This window comes from Shumkonia mesophila (assembly GCF_026163695.1).
Taxonomy (GTDB): domain Bacteria; phylum Pseudomonadota; class Alphaproteobacteria; order Rhodospirillales; family Shumkoniaceae; genus Shumkonia; species Shumkonia mesophila.
In genome coordinates, this window is the sequence record NZ_JAOTID010000008.1 from 1 (window position 1) to 13893 (window position 13893).

General features: G+C 58.8%; 13 protein-coding genes. 10 read left to right on the top strand and 3 right to left on the bottom strand.

Annotated elements, in window-relative coordinates; all coding sequences use genetic code 11:
- Nucleotides 1–262 precede the first annotated feature (262 nt).
- Entirely contained in the window at nt 263–1411 is a 1149-nt protein-coding gene (gene dgoD / locus ODR01_RS14000; RefSeq protein WP_316978294.1) for a galactonate dehydratase, read from the bottom strand.
- Nucleotides 1412–1422: 11 nt separating this feature from the next.
- Complete coding sequence (locus ODR01_RS14005) at nt 1423–2181, bottom strand: SDR family NAD(P)-dependent oxidoreductase (RefSeq protein WP_316978295.1); 759 nt, start codon at nt 2179–2181, stop codon at nt 1423–1425.
- A 238-nt stretch (nt 2182–2419) separates the two neighbouring features.
- Here ODR01_RS14005 and ODR01_RS14010 point away from each other — a divergent pair, with 238 nt between their 5' ends.
- The 5 genes from ODR01_RS14010 to ODR01_RS14030 all read left to right on the top strand — a co-directional run bounded on the left by ODR01_RS14010 (nt 2420) and on the right by ODR01_RS14030 (nt 7038).
- Nucleotides 2420–3412, top strand: a complete 993-nt coding sequence (locus ODR01_RS14010) for a TRAP transporter substrate-binding protein (RefSeq protein WP_316978296.1) — start codon at nt 2420–2422, stop codon at nt 3410–3412.
- An 83-nt stretch (nt 3413–3495) separates the two neighbouring features.
- The gene (locus ODR01_RS14015) at nt 3496–3984 is read left to right on the top strand and encodes a TRAP transporter small permease (protein WP_316978297.1); all 489 of its coding nucleotides are present in this window, start codon (nt 3496–3498) and stop codon (nt 3982–3984) included.
- Between the two features lies 1 nt (nt 3985).
- On the top strand, nt 3986–5278 hold the full coding sequence (locus ODR01_RS14020) for a TRAP transporter large permease (RefSeq protein ID WP_316978298.1): 1293 nt from the start codon (nt 3986–3988) through the stop codon (nt 5276–5278).
- 48 nt (nt 5279–5326) lie between these two features.
- Nucleotides 5327–6124, top strand: coding sequence for a FadR/GntR family transcriptional regulator (locus ODR01_RS14025; RefSeq protein WP_316978299.1), 798 nt, complete (start codon nt 5327–5329; stop codon nt 6122–6124).
- Nucleotides 6125–6189: 65 nt separating this feature from the next.
- Nucleotides 6190–7038, top strand: a complete 849-nt coding sequence (locus ODR01_RS14030; RefSeq protein ID WP_316978300.1) for an amidohydrolase family protein — start codon at nt 6190–6192, stop codon at nt 7036–7038.
- A 96-nt stretch (nt 7039–7134) separates the two neighbouring features.
- On the opposite strand, the gene ODR01_RS14035 is transcribed toward ODR01_RS14030, so the two are convergent.
- Nucleotides 7135–8058, bottom strand: a complete 924-nt coding sequence (locus tag ODR01_RS14035; protein ID WP_316978301.1) for a LysR family transcriptional regulator — start codon at nt 8056–8058, stop codon at nt 7135–7137.
- Between the two features lie 185 nt (nt 8059–8243).
- On the opposite strand from ODR01_RS14035, the gene ODR01_RS14040 reads away from it, so the two are divergent.
- The 5 genes from ODR01_RS14040 to ODR01_RS14060 all read left to right on the top strand — a co-directional run bounded on the left by ODR01_RS14040 (nt 8244) and on the right by ODR01_RS14060 (nt 13804).
- A complete protein-coding gene (locus tag ODR01_RS14040; RefSeq protein ID WP_316978302.1) occupies nt 8244–9194 on the top strand; it encodes a polysaccharide deacetylase family protein in 951 nt (316 codons plus the stop codon).
- A gap of 10 nt (nt 9195–9204) precedes the next feature.
- On the top strand, nt 9205–10833 hold the full coding sequence (locus tag ODR01_RS14045; protein ID WP_316978303.1) for an ABC transporter substrate-binding protein: 1629 nt from the start codon (nt 9205–9207) through the stop codon (nt 10831–10833).
- A 91-nt stretch (nt 10834–10924) separates the two neighbouring features.
- Nucleotides 10925–11866, top strand: a complete 942-nt coding sequence (locus tag ODR01_RS14050) for an ABC transporter permease (RefSeq protein ID WP_316978304.1) — start codon at nt 10925–10927, stop codon at nt 11864–11866.
- Nucleotides 11863–12765 (top strand): ABC transporter permease, encoded by a 903-nt coding sequence (locus ODR01_RS14055; RefSeq protein WP_316978305.1) that lies wholly within the window; start codon nt 11863–11865, stop codon nt 12763–12765. The genes ODR01_RS14050 and ODR01_RS14055 overlap by 4 nt, the downstream gene beginning before the upstream one ends.
- Before the next feature lie 76 nt (nt 12766–12841).
- Nucleotides 12842–13804 carry a succinylglutamate desuccinylase/aspartoacylase family protein gene (locus ODR01_RS14060; protein ID WP_316978306.1) on the top strand — a complete coding sequence of 321 codons (963 nt, stop codon included), beginning with the start codon at nt 12842–12844 and terminating at the stop codon, nt 13802–13804.
- The last annotated feature ends 89 nt before the right edge of the window (nt 13805–13893 follow it).

The window sequence follows — 13893 nt, forward strand, 5'->3', positions numbered from 1 at the left end:
GCTGATCCCCCGCAGGATCGCGATCAGCGGCATCTTCTCCAAACACGCATTCAAGGTCGGGCCTTGCGACATTCTCAGACTCCTGGTTGCAACGGTTTCCTGCATAAGGCTGTTTTTGTAACCGCGAGCGCCGCCGGTTTCCCAACGGGCCCGTCCCATCGGGCCCGCCTCGATCAAAGTCGGTTTGGAACGGCTTGGCCGGCGACGGAAAGCGCATCACCTCTCTTGCGGCGGCATGTTCGAACGACCTTTTGGAGGAGGACTACCACTCGGCTACGGAGCCGTCCGCGTGACGCCAGACCGGATTGCGCCAGCGGTGCCCTTCTTCCGAACGCTCGCGAACGTACGCCTCGTTGATCTCGATGCCGAGTCCTGGCCCCTTCGGCAAGGTAACGAAACCGTCGCGATACTCGAAAACCGACGGATCGCTGAGATAGTCGAGAACGTCATTGGTTCTGTTGTAGTGGATGCCGAGGCTCTGTTCCTGGATGAAAGCGTTGTGGCAGGTGGCATCCACCTGCAGGCATGCCGCCAGCGCGATCGGCCCCAGGGGACAGTGGGGTGCGAGGGCCACGTCGTAGGCTTCGGCCATCGACGCGATCTTCTTGCATTCCGTGATGCCCCCAGCGTGCGAGAGGTCCGGCTGAATGATGTCGGCGGCACGCTTCTCGAACAGATGCTTGAAGTCCCACCGCGAGAACATGCGCTCGCCCGTGGCAATGGGGACGTTTGAGTGCCGGGTCAGATCACCGAGAACATCCATATGCTCGGACAGAACCGGCTCCTCGATAAACAAGGGCCGAAACGGCTCCAATTCCCGGATCAGGACTTTGGCCATAGGCTTGTGGACCCGGCCATGGAAGTCGATCGCGATGTCCATGTCCATGCCCAGCGCGTCACGGATGGCCCCGACACGCGCCACCACGTCATCGATTTTGCGTGAGGAATCGACGATTTGCAGTTCTTCGGTACCATTCATCTTGATCGCGGTGAACCCATGTGCCGCCGCGTCCTTGGCGGCGTTTGCCACGTCATCGGGGCGATCTCCGCCGATCCAGGAATAGATCCGCATCCGGTCCCGACAGGCGCCGCCCATCAATTCATGGACGGGACAACCAAAGACCTTGCCCTTGATGTCCCACAGGGCTTGGTCGATTCCCGAAATGGCGCTCATCATCACCGGGCCACCGCGATAAAACCCGCCCCGGTACATAATCTGCCAATGATCCTCGATCCTCGCAGGGTCCTGCCCGAGGAGATAGTCGGACAGTTCGCCGACGGCAGCGCGGACCGTTTCCGCCCGACCTTCAAGGACCGGTTCACCCCATCCCCAAACCCCCTCGTCCGTTTCGATCTTGAGAAACAACCAACGCGGCGGAACAATCCAGGTTTTCAGTGCCGTGATCTTCATGATTTTTTCGCTCAGGCCATCATAATCCCGCCGGTCACATCGATGACCTGGCCGGTGATGTAGGACGAGCAAGCGTTCGAGGCCAAAAACAGATAGACCGGCGCCACCTCCTTCGCCGTTCCCGGACGCCCCAGCGGAATGGCGGCGGACATCGCCTGCTTGCGTTCGATCGGAGTTTTGGAATGGAAATCGGTATCGATGAAGCCCGGAGAAACCGCGTTCACGCGAATGCCGTAGGCGGCGAATTCACGCGCCATATTTCGAGTGATGCTATGGGTCCACGCCTTCGCCGCGCCGTAAAGTCCGGCGCCAATCCCGCCGCCATCGCGGCCAGCGACCGATCCCGTGTTGATGATCGCCCCACCATTCTTTTTCATATGGGGAACCGCAGAGCGTGTCATGGCGAGGATCGAGCGGACATTGACATCCAACACCTCGTCATAGAGTTCGTCCGTGGCGTCGACGATGTTCGAGCGCCGCACCATGGCTCCGGCGTTGTTGATCAGGACGTCGATGCCGCCCATTTCCGCGACAAACGCCGTCACGAGGGCCTCGCACGCACCGGGCGTACGCAGGTCCGCGACAAACGCCTTCGCTTCCCCTCCCGCCTTGCGGAGATCGTTGGCGAGGGCTTCACCCTTTCCGGCGGAACCGCTTCCGACGATCCCAACACGGGCGCCACTCCCGGCAAACGCGCGCGCAACTTCGGCCCCGATACCGCGGCTCGATCCCGTTACCAAGACCCGCTTTCCGCGCAGATCATCAAACATGCTGGTTCTCCAATATCTTTATATGTCTGATCTAAGAAAGATTATTGTGGCTATGATGTATGATCATATTGGCATAAACAAGCGCAAAAATATGATTAACTATGTTGACTTTTATGCCATATGTATGATTTTTTAGCAAATCGCATTAGGTGATGTCTCTGCCGACCTCGGAAGAGCGGATTGCCGTTGCGGTGCAGGGACAAGCATTCACGATCTGAACAGACAGACGAGGAAAACCATGCGTATTCATAAATTATTCCCCCCCTTGATGGCGGCCATGGTGGCTGTCGTCGTCGCAACCGCCCCGGCGAGCGCCGAAAAGACGGTTATCCGGATTTCCCACGCGGCAGCCAACGATGTCGGAACCGATCAGCAGATGATGGCGTGGATTTTCGCGAACTACGTCAATACCTACTCGGATTCGCTTGACGCGCGCATCTTCCCCAACAACCAGCTTGGCGAGTCGCGCGCGGTCATCGAAGCCATGCAACTCGGTTCCGGTTCAAGCCTGCATATCGGCGGCATGGCCGAGTTCGCCAACTTCTGCAAGAAGTGCGGGGTCCTTGGACTGCCGTTGATCTGGAAGAACTACGAGCACATCCACAAGACGCTCGACGGCGAGGTCGGCGACGTGCTCAAGGGTGAAATGGAAAAGGTCGGCTTCAAGGTGTTGGCCTACGGAGATAGCTGGGGTTATCGAAACGTCGTAACGGCGAAGAAGCAGGTCACGAAGGCCGAAGACCTCAAGGGACTGAAGATCCGCACAATTCCGACTCCCATCTTTGTCGGGGCCATAAATGCGATGGGCGCGAGTGCGGCGCCGATGAATTTCGGTGAGATTTACACCTCTCTTCAGACCGGCGTCCTCGACGGCTTCGAACACACCGCCGCCACCGTGATGACCAATAAATTCTATGAGATTGCCAAGTATGTCGCCCTGACTCGTCATCTGTTCGATCCGACAGTGATGGCGTTCTCCCGCGCCAGGTGGGAAGAACTGGACGACAAACAGAAGGAGACCGTTCTCAAAGCCGCCAAGGTTGCTTCCGATGTCGTTCGCGCTCTCGCGCCAATCCGCGAAGCCGAGTCCCTTGCTCAGTTAACCGAAAAGGGCATGACCGTCTCGGAAATCGATATGGCCCCCATCCGCAAGAATGCCCGAGCCGCTCAACAGGAGTTGGCGGAAAAAATTGGCGCGGCGGATCTGCTGCAAAAAATTCTCGCTGAATAAGCCAAGATTGACCGATGAGGAAGAGGCGCGCCTGCCTCTTCCTCATCTCTCAGCGCAGAGATGTTGGATCCGGAGCGATCGCCATGCTCTCCAGGCTCTTCAGGTACATCGACCGTGTCATTGAGCTCGCCATTTCCGGCATGTTTATGGCCATTCTCGTGGTTGGCGGGCTGCAGATTTTTTATCGGTTCGTCTTGAACAATCCTTTGACCTGGAGCGAGGAGTTCCAGAAGTTTGGCCATATTTGGATCGTCTTCTTGGCCATCCCCGTGGCGTACAATCGCGGTTCCCACATTTTCATGAACGTCATCAGAGACCGCCTGCCGGGGTCTCTGCAATTCGCCATCGGCTTGATCGTCGATCTGATGTGGGTGGTGTTGGCCGGATCGCTGGGCTTTCTGACGGAAAGAATCATGAAGGTGGCCCGATTCCAGGTCAGTCCCGCGCTCGAAATCCCGATGAATTACGTATACGTGGGCCTCGTCATTGGCGGTTCCTACATGCTCTTCGTCGCATTGCGCAAATGCGCGGGCCATTTCGGCTGGCGCGAAGTCCCTGAAAAGGACGCATGACATGGCATTGCTCAGCCTGTTCGCGGCGTTGCTGGCACTGATCCTGATCGGCGTTCCCGTCATCCTGTCCCTCGGGGCGGTCGGTTTGGCGGGCATGCTGATGGATCCGGAAATCAATCCGGCGCTCTTCCCGCAGAAAATGTTCGGGATCCTCGACTCTTTTTCGTTGCTTGCGCTTCCCTATTTTATCCTGGCCGGCGTACTGATGTCCGAGGGCGGGATTAGCCGGCAGTTGGTCCGCTTCGCCGAGACCTTGGTGGGTCACCTGCGTGGTGGCCTCGGTCATGCTTCGGTTGTCTCCAGCATGGTGTTCGCGGGTGTTTCCGGGTCGTCCACGGCGGACGCATCCGCCATCAGTTCGATCATCATCCCAACCATGAAGGGGGCGGGATATAGACCCGGATTCGCCGCCGGCCTTATCGCGTGCGCGGGCACGATCGGTGCGATCATCCCCCCAAGCATGGTCATGGTTGTTTATGGCTCCATGGCTCAGGTTTCGATTGGCGGGCTGTTCCTGGGCGGGATTATTCCGGGCGTCCTTGTCGGGTTGGCATTGATGCTGACGATAAAGATCCACACGTTCATTCCGGCCTTTACCGAACTACGCGTCACGACGGGCCGTTTCCGGCTAAGTGAAGTGTTCCGCGCGACCGCGGAAGTGTGGCCGGCCTTGCTGGCGCCGTTGATCATCGTTGGCGGCATTCTTTCTGGGATGTTCACGGCGACCGAGGCGGGTATTGTTGCTTGCTTCTATGCCTTTCTCGTCAGCAAATTTGTTTACAAGCGATTAAATCTTCGCGACCTTCCCAAAATACTTCTCGATGCGGCCGTTACCACGGCGATGGTGTCCGGAATCATAGGCGTTGCCGGAGGATTTGGATGGTTGCTGACTTATATGCAATTCAACGAACTGGCTCTTGCCGCCTTGACTGCGGCGGCTTCCGGCAAGACGGGCATTTTGTTTCTTTTGGCGATAACGATGCTGGTGCTGACGATGTTCGTCGAGGCGACCGCCATCCTGATCATTTTTGTCCCGGTGGCCGTCTATATTGGCAATATGTTCAGTGTCGATCCCTTCCAAATGGGACTTATCATGGTGATGTCCAACCAGATCGGTTCGACGACACCGCCGGTCGCCGTGCTCCTCTTTGTTACAACCAGCATTGCGGAAACCACCTTCGATCAGACCGTGAAGTATGTTTGGCCTTTCATATTGGCTGAGATCGCCATATTGGTTGTGGTGATTTTATTCCAGCCGATCTCTTCGGCAATTCCGCACTTTTTCCTTGGTTAGCGGATGATACGGCAAAGTGATCTTCCAAGATCCCATAGTAAAAAGGACGTGATTTCCGCAATGGCCCGATCTCCTCTTCCCATCCACGTTGGCTCGCGTACGTTTGCCGAGGAAAAGAAACAGCGTTCTCAATCCCTTCACACCCGTATTGCCGAGGATCTTGGTCTTCGGATTATGGGCGGGAAAATAAAACCTGGGGAGATTCTTCCCCGCGAGGCCGAACTTTGTGAGGAGTTGGGGGTCAGTCGAACGGTGCTTCGCGAGGCGATAAAGACCCTGTCGGCAAAAGGCATGATAACGGCCAAGTCCAAGGTTGGAACCGTCGTCAACGACCGGCATCAATGGAACTTTTTCGACCCCGACCTTTTGGTCTGGTTGCTATCGACGGAAAACATCTCCGAATTCTTGGGCAAGCTGTTCGAATTGCGAAGGGCAATAGAGCCCGTGGCGGCGTCCCTGGCGGCACAGAACGCGACCTTCGAGAACTTCAACGATCTTCATCAAGCATTCGAGGAAATGTGTGCCGCGACCGAAGATCTCGAATGGTGGGTACATGCAGACCTGCGATTTCATCAGGCCATCTATTTTTCCACCGGCAGCGAGTTTTATTGGCCGATCGGGCAACTTCTTCGCCCCGCGTTCGAAGCCAGTTTCCGGATATCCAGTTCTGCCGAGCACCATCAACACTGTTTGGCCGAGCATCGTGAAATACGCGATGCAATCCTGGCCCGGGATCCGTCGCGCGCCAGCGCCGCCGTCATAACCCTCTTGGCCGTCAGTGATTATGACGTTGCTCGGGCCTTGGGTCAGAACGGATCGCAAAGTGGTGCACGAAAGGCCATATAGCGGATCAATTGCAATATCCTTCCTTTCTCACTCGAAAACCCTCACTGCCTGATGGAGTTCCTTTCATGGAATCGTTCCGGTCCCCGCGCGTAATGCCGCCAGTTGGCGCCATCGACACGCACATCCATATTGTTGGTGACTATGACGCCTATCCTCTGGCTCCGACGGCAGCAATCAAACCCAAAGTGGCGACGGTGTCTGATTACCGAACTGTGATCGGCAACAACCTGGGGGTCCGTCGCGCGGTTGTCGTGCAGGCTTCAATCTATGGTTTCGACAACACATGCGTTTTGGACGCTGTCGCTGAATTGGGTGACAATGGTTGGGGCGTCGCTGTCGTTCCGACGGACATCAGCGAGCGTGACCTCAAAACCCTGCATGAACGCCGCATCCGTGGGGTCCGTTTCCACATGCTTCCCGGCGGCATGTATTCGTGGGATGACGTCAGTACTCTTTGTGCCAAGATTGCCCCGCTGGGATGGTTTGCGCAAATTCAATTCGACGGCCGGACTTTTGCCGACCATGCCGCCTTGCTGGGTCGATTGAAACTTCCTGTCGTTATTGATCATCAGGGCAAGTTCCTCGAGCCTGTTCTCGCCGACCACAAGGCGGTGTTGGAAATGGCCCGATTCCTGGAGCGGGAAAACGGCTGGCTGAAAATCGCGGGAGCGTACGAGACATCCCTTGCCGGTGCGCCGTTTTATGAGGACGTTCGCCGATCGGCGCAAGTTCTCCTGGAGGCGGCGCCAGATCGAACGATTTGGGCCAGCAATTGGCCTCATTTTGCCAAGGATAAGGCACCTTCGGACAACGTCATCCTCCTCGATCTTCTTCTTGACTGGGTTAAGGAGGATGTTACCGCATATGAGCGGATTCTCGCCGACAATCCTCGTCGCCTGCTTCAACGACGATAAGCTCGAAGATGTGTTTGTGAATATGCATCCAACAGCTTTGGGTGCCGATTGACAATATCGTCGATCCGCGGAGAAAACTCAGTTGGGCACCACTCGTCAGCCACCGTTGTCCCGCATCGCTATTGCAGCGACGTCGCGCGAAATACTCACGAATTCGCGGATGAACGGCGAAGGATTGTGCGCCGGCCAGGCGATGGCCAGATCGACGACCTTCGGCAACTCGGGAAGCGGGCGATAGACGACCCTGGAATAGGGCAGTTGGGAAACCCACGCCGGAATGACCCCCACGCCGACGCCGGCCGCCACCATGGCGACGATCGCGATGGCGTGACTGACCTCTTGGACGATCCTCGGGCTGAACCCGGCGCGCCGGCAATGCTGGAACATCACGTTCTGGAAGCTGACGCCGACGACCGACGTGTACACCAGGAACGGCTCGTCACGCAGATCCGCCAATTTCAGCTTCGGCTTTGCGGCGAGCGGATTGTCCTCGGCCAGAACCGCGACGAACCCTTCCGACGCCAGCTTGACGACAGAGAACCCCCCCGGATTGCGCGGGGGACGCACAAAGCCTACGTGGATCTTGTCTTGCTCCATCGCCTCGATCTGTTCCTCGGTCGTCATGATGCGGATGTCGATCGACACATTCGGATAGCGGCGCAGGAACTGCCGGACGGCCTCGGGGAGGAACTGGTGGCCGCTCAGGTACATGGCGCCGATGACCAGCCGCCCGGTGTTCTTGCCTATGGCGTTCTGCACCTCCATGAGGCCGTCGTCGATGTTGGCCAGGGCCGCCTGGGCACGGACCAGGAAGGTCTTGCCGGCGGCGGTCAGGCTGACGCTCCGCGTGGTCCGATCGAACAGTCGGACACCGATCATATCCTCCAGATGACGAATCTGCTGGCTGAGGGGGGCTTGGCAGATGCCGAGACGCTCGGCCGCGCGTCCGAAGTGCAACTCGCCGGCCACCCGCACGAAATAGCGAAGATGGCGCAATTCGATCGGGCTCTTTACATCCATCCGATATGAATAACAGGAATAAATATATTGGACAACAACGATACAAAAGCCTCAATGTCGGCGTTGTGCATAGCGAAGCGGCATTCGTCGAAAATCGTCGCCGACTGCCCAGCACAACAGCATTTTTCGTCGTCGGCGTGGCGAAGCGGCGTCTGAACAGCAAAGACGCGGGGAGGGCACCAGCGATGACCGAGGGCTCGGGACAGCAACCCTGGGAATGGCCCGAAAGCCATTGGCGCCAATTGGTGGCGCAGATACGTGCCGGGACCCCTCTCCGCCCCAAGCAATGGAAAGATGGGGCGCGCTGTGCCATTACCCTCTCGTTCGACTCCGATCACGAAACCAGCGAATTGCGCGACGGCGGCACCTCCATCGGCCGGCTGTCGGCCGGCGAGCGGGCCAGCCGCGTCGGCGTTCCCCGGATCCTCTCTATTCTCGCCAAATATGGTGTGAGGGCGACGTTTTTCGTTCCGGCGGTGGTTGCGCTCCTCCACGAGGACGAGCAGCGCCGCATCATCGCCGAGGGTCATGAGATCGGCATCCACGGATGGATTCACGAACGCAATTCGCTGCTGCCTTTCGAGGTCGAGCGCGACCTTATGCTCCGTTCCGCGGATACCCTTGAACAGGTGACCGGGGTTCGTCCAGTGGGCTTGCGCACGCCCTCGTGGGATTTCAGCCCGTCCACGCTGCGGATCGAGCAGGAAATGGGCCTCACCTACGATTCGTCGCTGATGGCCGACGAGGACTGTTACGAACTTCTTGCCGAAGAGAAACCTACGGGCATCGTCGAGGTGCCGGTCGAGTGGGTGCGCGACGACGCCGTGTATTTTGCCATGCATCGACAGCAGTCGCTGCGCCCCTATACGCCGCCGGCCGACGTGTTCGATGTTTTCCGCCGGGAGTTTGAAGTCGCCTACGAGGAGGGGGGGCTCTTCCAGTTGACCATGCATCCGCACATGACCGGCTACCGGTCGCGGATCTGGATCCTCGAAGAAATCATCCGCCTCGCGCGATCGAAGGGCGACGTCTGGTTCGCCCCGCATTGCGAAATCGCCCGGTGGGTCCATCCGACACGCCGCGTTGATGCCGGACCAATAGAAAACACGTCACCCGGAAGGGTGGCCAGCCGATAGGGAGTCAACCATGAATCGATCATGGAATTTCAATCGTCGATCGGTATTGAAGGGTTTGGGAACATCTGGCGCTTTAGTCGCCTTCGCGAATGTCATGAACCCGACGCTCGCCTTCGCTAGGCAGTCGGGCGTGCTTCATGTCGGCCTGGACGGACGCGACATGGGCACGCTGCATCCCCATGTGGCAACCGCCGCCCAGGATACCGCTGTCATCAGTTCCATTTTTAACGGCTTGGTCCGCTACGTGCCGGGTAAGGTCAGTGTCGAGGCCATCGAGCCGGACCTCGCCGAGAGCTGGACGGTTTCGGGCGATTTCAAGCAGTACTCGTTCAAGCTGCGTCACGGCGTGAGGTGGCACAAAGGCTACGGCGAATGCACATCGGAGGACGTGAAGTTTTCCCTATTGAATGTGCGGGACAGCGTCCAGTCCACATTCCGTCCCATCTTTTCGAACATCGAACGTATTGACACTCCTGACAAGTACGAAGTCGTCATCGCGCTCAAGACCCCCGATCCGGTATTCATTGCCGTGCTCTCCGGATGGCAGGGAGGCTATGTGATCTGCAAAAAGGCGGTCGAGGCCCTGGGCGACACCTACAAGAATCAGCCGGTCGGCACCGGACCTTTCCAGTTCGAGGAATTTCGGCCCAAGGAGCGGGTGTCCCTGATCGCCAATCCGGACTTTTATCGCGGCACGCCAAAACTGAAGCGGATCATCTATTCCTACATTCCGGACCAGACAGCCCGGCGGTACGCGTTCGTACAGCAGGAAGTCGACATCATAAAAGGCGCCGCAAACGAGGATTGGCTGTCCGAGGTGATAAATGCGAGCAAGGACAAGCCGCTGGTCGACCTCCTCGGCCCCGGCCGGAATGTCGTCATCCATATGAAGCGGAGCGTACCGCCCCTGGACAACCTGAAGATCCGGCTGGCAATCGCCCACGCCATCAACCGCGAGGACTACCAACGGTTCTTCGGTCGGGTGTTCGAACCGAATTTCGGACCGATCCCCCTCGAATACTTTGGCGCGATCGAACCCAACGAGATTCCGCAGAACCTCCTTTACAAACATGACCCGGACCGCGCGCGTCAGTTATTGGCCGAAGCCGGTTTCAAGGATGGGCTCAAGCTCGAAACCGTGGTGAGCGAACGCGGTGACTATCTGGGATTGGCCCAGATAGGCAAGCAGCAACTCTCCAAGGTCGGAATCGATCTGAAGCTGAACGTCCTCGACAACGCCTCCTGGGTGGCGGCCATCATCAAGGAGAAGAAGGGTTCCCTCGTGTGGTCCACCGCCGCCCGTTATCCGAGTGCCGAAACCCTGATCCGGGAATTCTGGATCTGCGCGGCCGACGTCACAAAACCGACGGGCGTCCAGGGATTCGCCGAGTACTGCAACGCGAAGCTGGACACCGCCTACCAGACGGCGATCGCCGCGGCCGACCCCAAGGAACGGTCCAAATATTTCAAGCAGGTCCAGACCATCCTGCTCGAAGACATGCCGTCCGTTACGCTGGGTTCGTTGGCGACGCCAGTCCTGCGCCAGAGCTACGTCGATCTGGGCTACCAGGTCAAGGAGGGGACGAAGGTCCTCAGCCTGCCCTACATGTACTATTTCACCGAGAAGACGAACGTTTGAGCCGCCTCGCCCGCGGACGCCCGGGGTGCGGCGACACAATTCGCATCCCGGGTCACACCACGGTTCCGCCCGCAACACATAGCCCGATGCCATGTCCAGAGTGATCGTTACCCGAATTGTCTTCATGCTGGCCGCCATCTTCGTGGTGTTGACCGCTCTGTTCTTCGGCATACGCTTGGGCGTGGGCGACCCCACGATCGCCATCCAGGGCACCTATGCCACCGCCGAAAGCTTGCAGGCCCTGCGTGAGGCGCTGGGCTTGGACAAGCCACTGTGGGAGCAATACCTGATTTACATGGCGGGCCTGCTGCGGGGCGATTTCGGCGTTTCCCTCCAGAACGGCCAGCCCGTCCTGACCCAGATCCTGGCCGTGGTGCCCTACACCTTCGACCTCACCATTATAGGCCTTCTCATTGGCGTGGTGCTCGGCGTGCCCTTGGGTTTCGTCGCCGCGGTCCGGCGCAACTCCAAGCTGGATCACGTCATCCGGGTGATGACCCTGAGCGGGGTTTCCGTTCCACCCTTTATCATGGGCTATTTCCTGATCATCATCTTCGTCATCGGGTTGGGCCTTTTTCCGGTGGCGGGCGGCGGCGAGCTTGGCGAACCCCTCAGCCGGATGCGCTACCTGTTCCTGCCGGGCCTGTCCCTTGGGCTGATCATGACGTCCTACGTCACCCGTTTGGCCCGGACCACCGTTCTCGAGATTCTGTCCAAGGACTTCATCCGGACCGCCAAGGCTAAGGGTCTCGATCAGCGCACCATCCTCGTCCGCCATGTTCTGCGGTTGTCGCTCGTGACCATCGTCACCCTGGTCGGGCTTTACGCGACCATCACCATCGGCAGCTCGGTCGTCATCGAGACGGTGTTCAGCCGCCCCGGAGTAGGGCGCCTCATCGTCGGCGCGGTGGCGCAAAGCGACTACATGGTGGTGCAGGGAACAATCATCTTCTACGCAGCCTTCGTCGGCATCGTCAATCTGCTCGTCGACCTCACGTACACCATCATCGACCCCCGGATCCGCTACGAATGAGAGCCCCCGACATCGCGTCCGACGTCCCCGAACCGGTGACCAGCCCGCGCCGTCGCAGGCTGTCGTCGATCATCGCATTCCTTCACGCCCTGCCCGCCATGGCCAAGATCGGGGCGGCCATCGTCGCGGTTGTCTTTGCCGTCTCCGTCTTTTCCCCGACCCTCATTACCCATGACCCGACCGAGCAATCGCTGATCGAGCGCAATCAAAGCTTTTCGACCGAACACTGGTTCGGCACCGACCGCTTCGGCCGCGACGTTTACAGCCGTCTCGTCATGGGGGCGCGGTACACCCTGGGTCTGACGGTCACGTCGCTACTTATCGCCGCCTCGATAGGCACGTTGATTGGCCTCGGTGCCGCCTACAACAGGGGAGGAGCCTTCGACTCGCTCGTCGTCTGGTTCGTCGACATCTTCATGACATTTCCAACCCTGATCCTGGGTGTCATCATCGTGGCCATCTTCGGCCAAGGGTTGTTCAATGTCGGCCTTGCCATCACCATCGCCTTCCTGCCGCGCATAGTCCGTATGGCGCGCGGCGTCGGTATGAACGTCGTCGGCAACGAATACGTTGAAGCGGCGCGGGCGATCGGCGCATCGACTCCGCGCATCATTGTCATCCACTTGCTCCCCAACATCCTGAGCGAGATGGCCGTGATTTCGACGCTGTGGCTGGGAACCGCGATCCAGGTCGAAACCAACCTCAGTTTCCTGGGCCTGGGGGTGCAGCCGCCGATGCCGAGCTGGGGACTGATGATCCGGGAAGGACTTGAAGAGCTTTACATCAATCCATGGCCATCGCTGTTGCCGGTATTGGCGATCCTGATCACCGTCATCGGCCTCAACATGCTGGCTGACGGAACCCAGGACGTTATCAACCCGACCACCCGGGAGCGCTGACGGTCTCGGCCGGCAGCATGCACGCGGGAAGAGAAGATGGCTGACGATCACGTACGATTTGGACTGGAGGAAGTTGATGCTCAAATTCGGTAATGTTTCGGTCAAGCCCGGCGAAAAGAAAAAGTTTCTGCTGCCCGTGACCAAGACACCAGGCGGCCATGACTTGGGTTTCCCCATGATGGTCGTCCACGGTTCGCATGATGGCCCTATCCTCCTGGTCGAAGGGGCGATCCACGGAGACGAATACGAGAGCGGCGAAGCGATCCGGGCCATCTGGCGCGACCTCGATCCGGCGAAGCTGCACGGCGTGTTTGTCGGTGTCCCCGTCGTCAACGTGCCCGCCTTCGAAGCCGGGCGTCGCGGTTCGATCATTGATGGGATCAACATGAACCGCATTCTGCCGGGCCGGAAAGACGGCTTCCTGACCGAACAGTTAGCATACCACTACATGCGCGAAGTCGTCGCCAAGTGCGACATGGGCGTCGACCTGCACGGCGGCGGCACGGTGCTGGCGATCTCCCCCGTCGTCATCTATCGCGAGAGGGAAGACAAGGCGATGGAGCAGAAGTTGCGGGACCTCGCCTACGCCACCGGCATCGACCTGATTTGGAAGGGCGGCGGCGCCTGGGGCGGGTGCATGAACATCGAGGGTCCTAACGCCGGCGTTCCGGTCATCACCGCCGAGGTAGGCGGCGAAGGCCGTTGCCTGGAGGAGTTCGTTCAGGCCCAGCGCAAGCTCATCGAAAACCTGATGATGACCTACAAGATGATTCCGGGTACCCCGGAAACGCCGCGCAAGCGCATTAACGTCACGGGTTCGTTCCAGTCCTGTTCGACCGGCGGCCTCTACCGCACGAAGAAGCAACTGCGCGACCGGGTGAAGAAGGGCGAAGTGGTGGGTACGATCTGCGACCTCTTCGGCGATATCCTGGAGGAAATCAAGGCCCCCGCCGATGGGCTGATCGTTTCGCAACGCACGTTCGGAACCATCCACTGCGGTGACTGGACCATCTTCGTCGGCGCGTTTGCAGACGAATAGCAACGGAAGAAGCCCTTTGACGGGGCGGTCGGCATGGCAAATGAACTGACTGAAAATCCGATCGCCCCGACTCGCCAACGTCGGCGGAA

Excerpts from the sequence above, each read along its gene's own strand:
- ODR01_RS14035 (WP_316978301.1), bottom strand. The coding sequence starts at position 8,058 with ATGGATGTAAAGAGCCCGATCGAATTGCGCCATCTTCGCTATTTCGTG.
- ODR01_RS14050 (WP_316978304.1), top strand. The coding sequence starts at position 10,925 with ATGTCCAGAGTGATCGTTACCCGAATTGTCTTCATGCTGGCCGCCATC.
- ODR01_RS14045 (WP_316978303.1), top strand. The coding sequence starts at position 9,205 with ATGAATCGATCATGGAATTTCAATCGTCGATCGGTATTGAAGGGTTTG.
- ODR01_RS14005 (WP_316978295.1), bottom strand. The coding sequence starts at position 2,181 with ATGTTTGATGATCTGCGCGGAAAGCGGGTCTTGGTAACGGGATCGAGC.
- ODR01_RS14020 (WP_316978298.1), top strand. The coding sequence starts at position 3,986 with ATGGCATTGCTCAGCCTGTTCGCGGCGTTGCTGGCACTGATCCTGATC.
- ODR01_RS14060 (WP_316978306.1), top strand. The coding sequence starts at position 12,842 with ATGCTCAAATTCGGTAATGTTTCGGTCAAGCCCGGCGAAAAGAAAAAG.
- ODR01_RS14040 (WP_316978302.1), top strand. The coding sequence starts at position 8,244 with ATGACCGAGGGCTCGGGACAGCAACCCTGGGAATGGCCCGAAAGCCAT.
- ODR01_RS14010 (WP_316978296.1), top strand. The coding sequence starts at position 2,420 with ATGCGTATTCATAAATTATTCCCCCCCTTGATGGCGGCCATGGTGGCT.
- ODR01_RS14055 (WP_316978305.1), top strand. The coding sequence starts at position 11,863 with ATGAGAGCCCCCGACATCGCGTCCGACGTCCCCGAACCGGTGACCAGC.
- ODR01_RS14015 (WP_316978297.1), top strand. The coding sequence starts at position 3,496 with ATGCTCTCCAGGCTCTTCAGGTACATCGACCGTGTCATTGAGCTCGCC.
- dgoD (WP_316978294.1), bottom strand. The coding sequence starts at position 1,411 with ATGAAGATCACGGCACTGAAAACCTGGATTGTTCCGCCGCGTTGGTTG.
- ODR01_RS14030 (WP_316978300.1), top strand. The coding sequence starts at position 6,190 with ATGGAATCGTTCCGGTCCCCGCGCGTAATGCCGCCAGTTGGCGCCATC.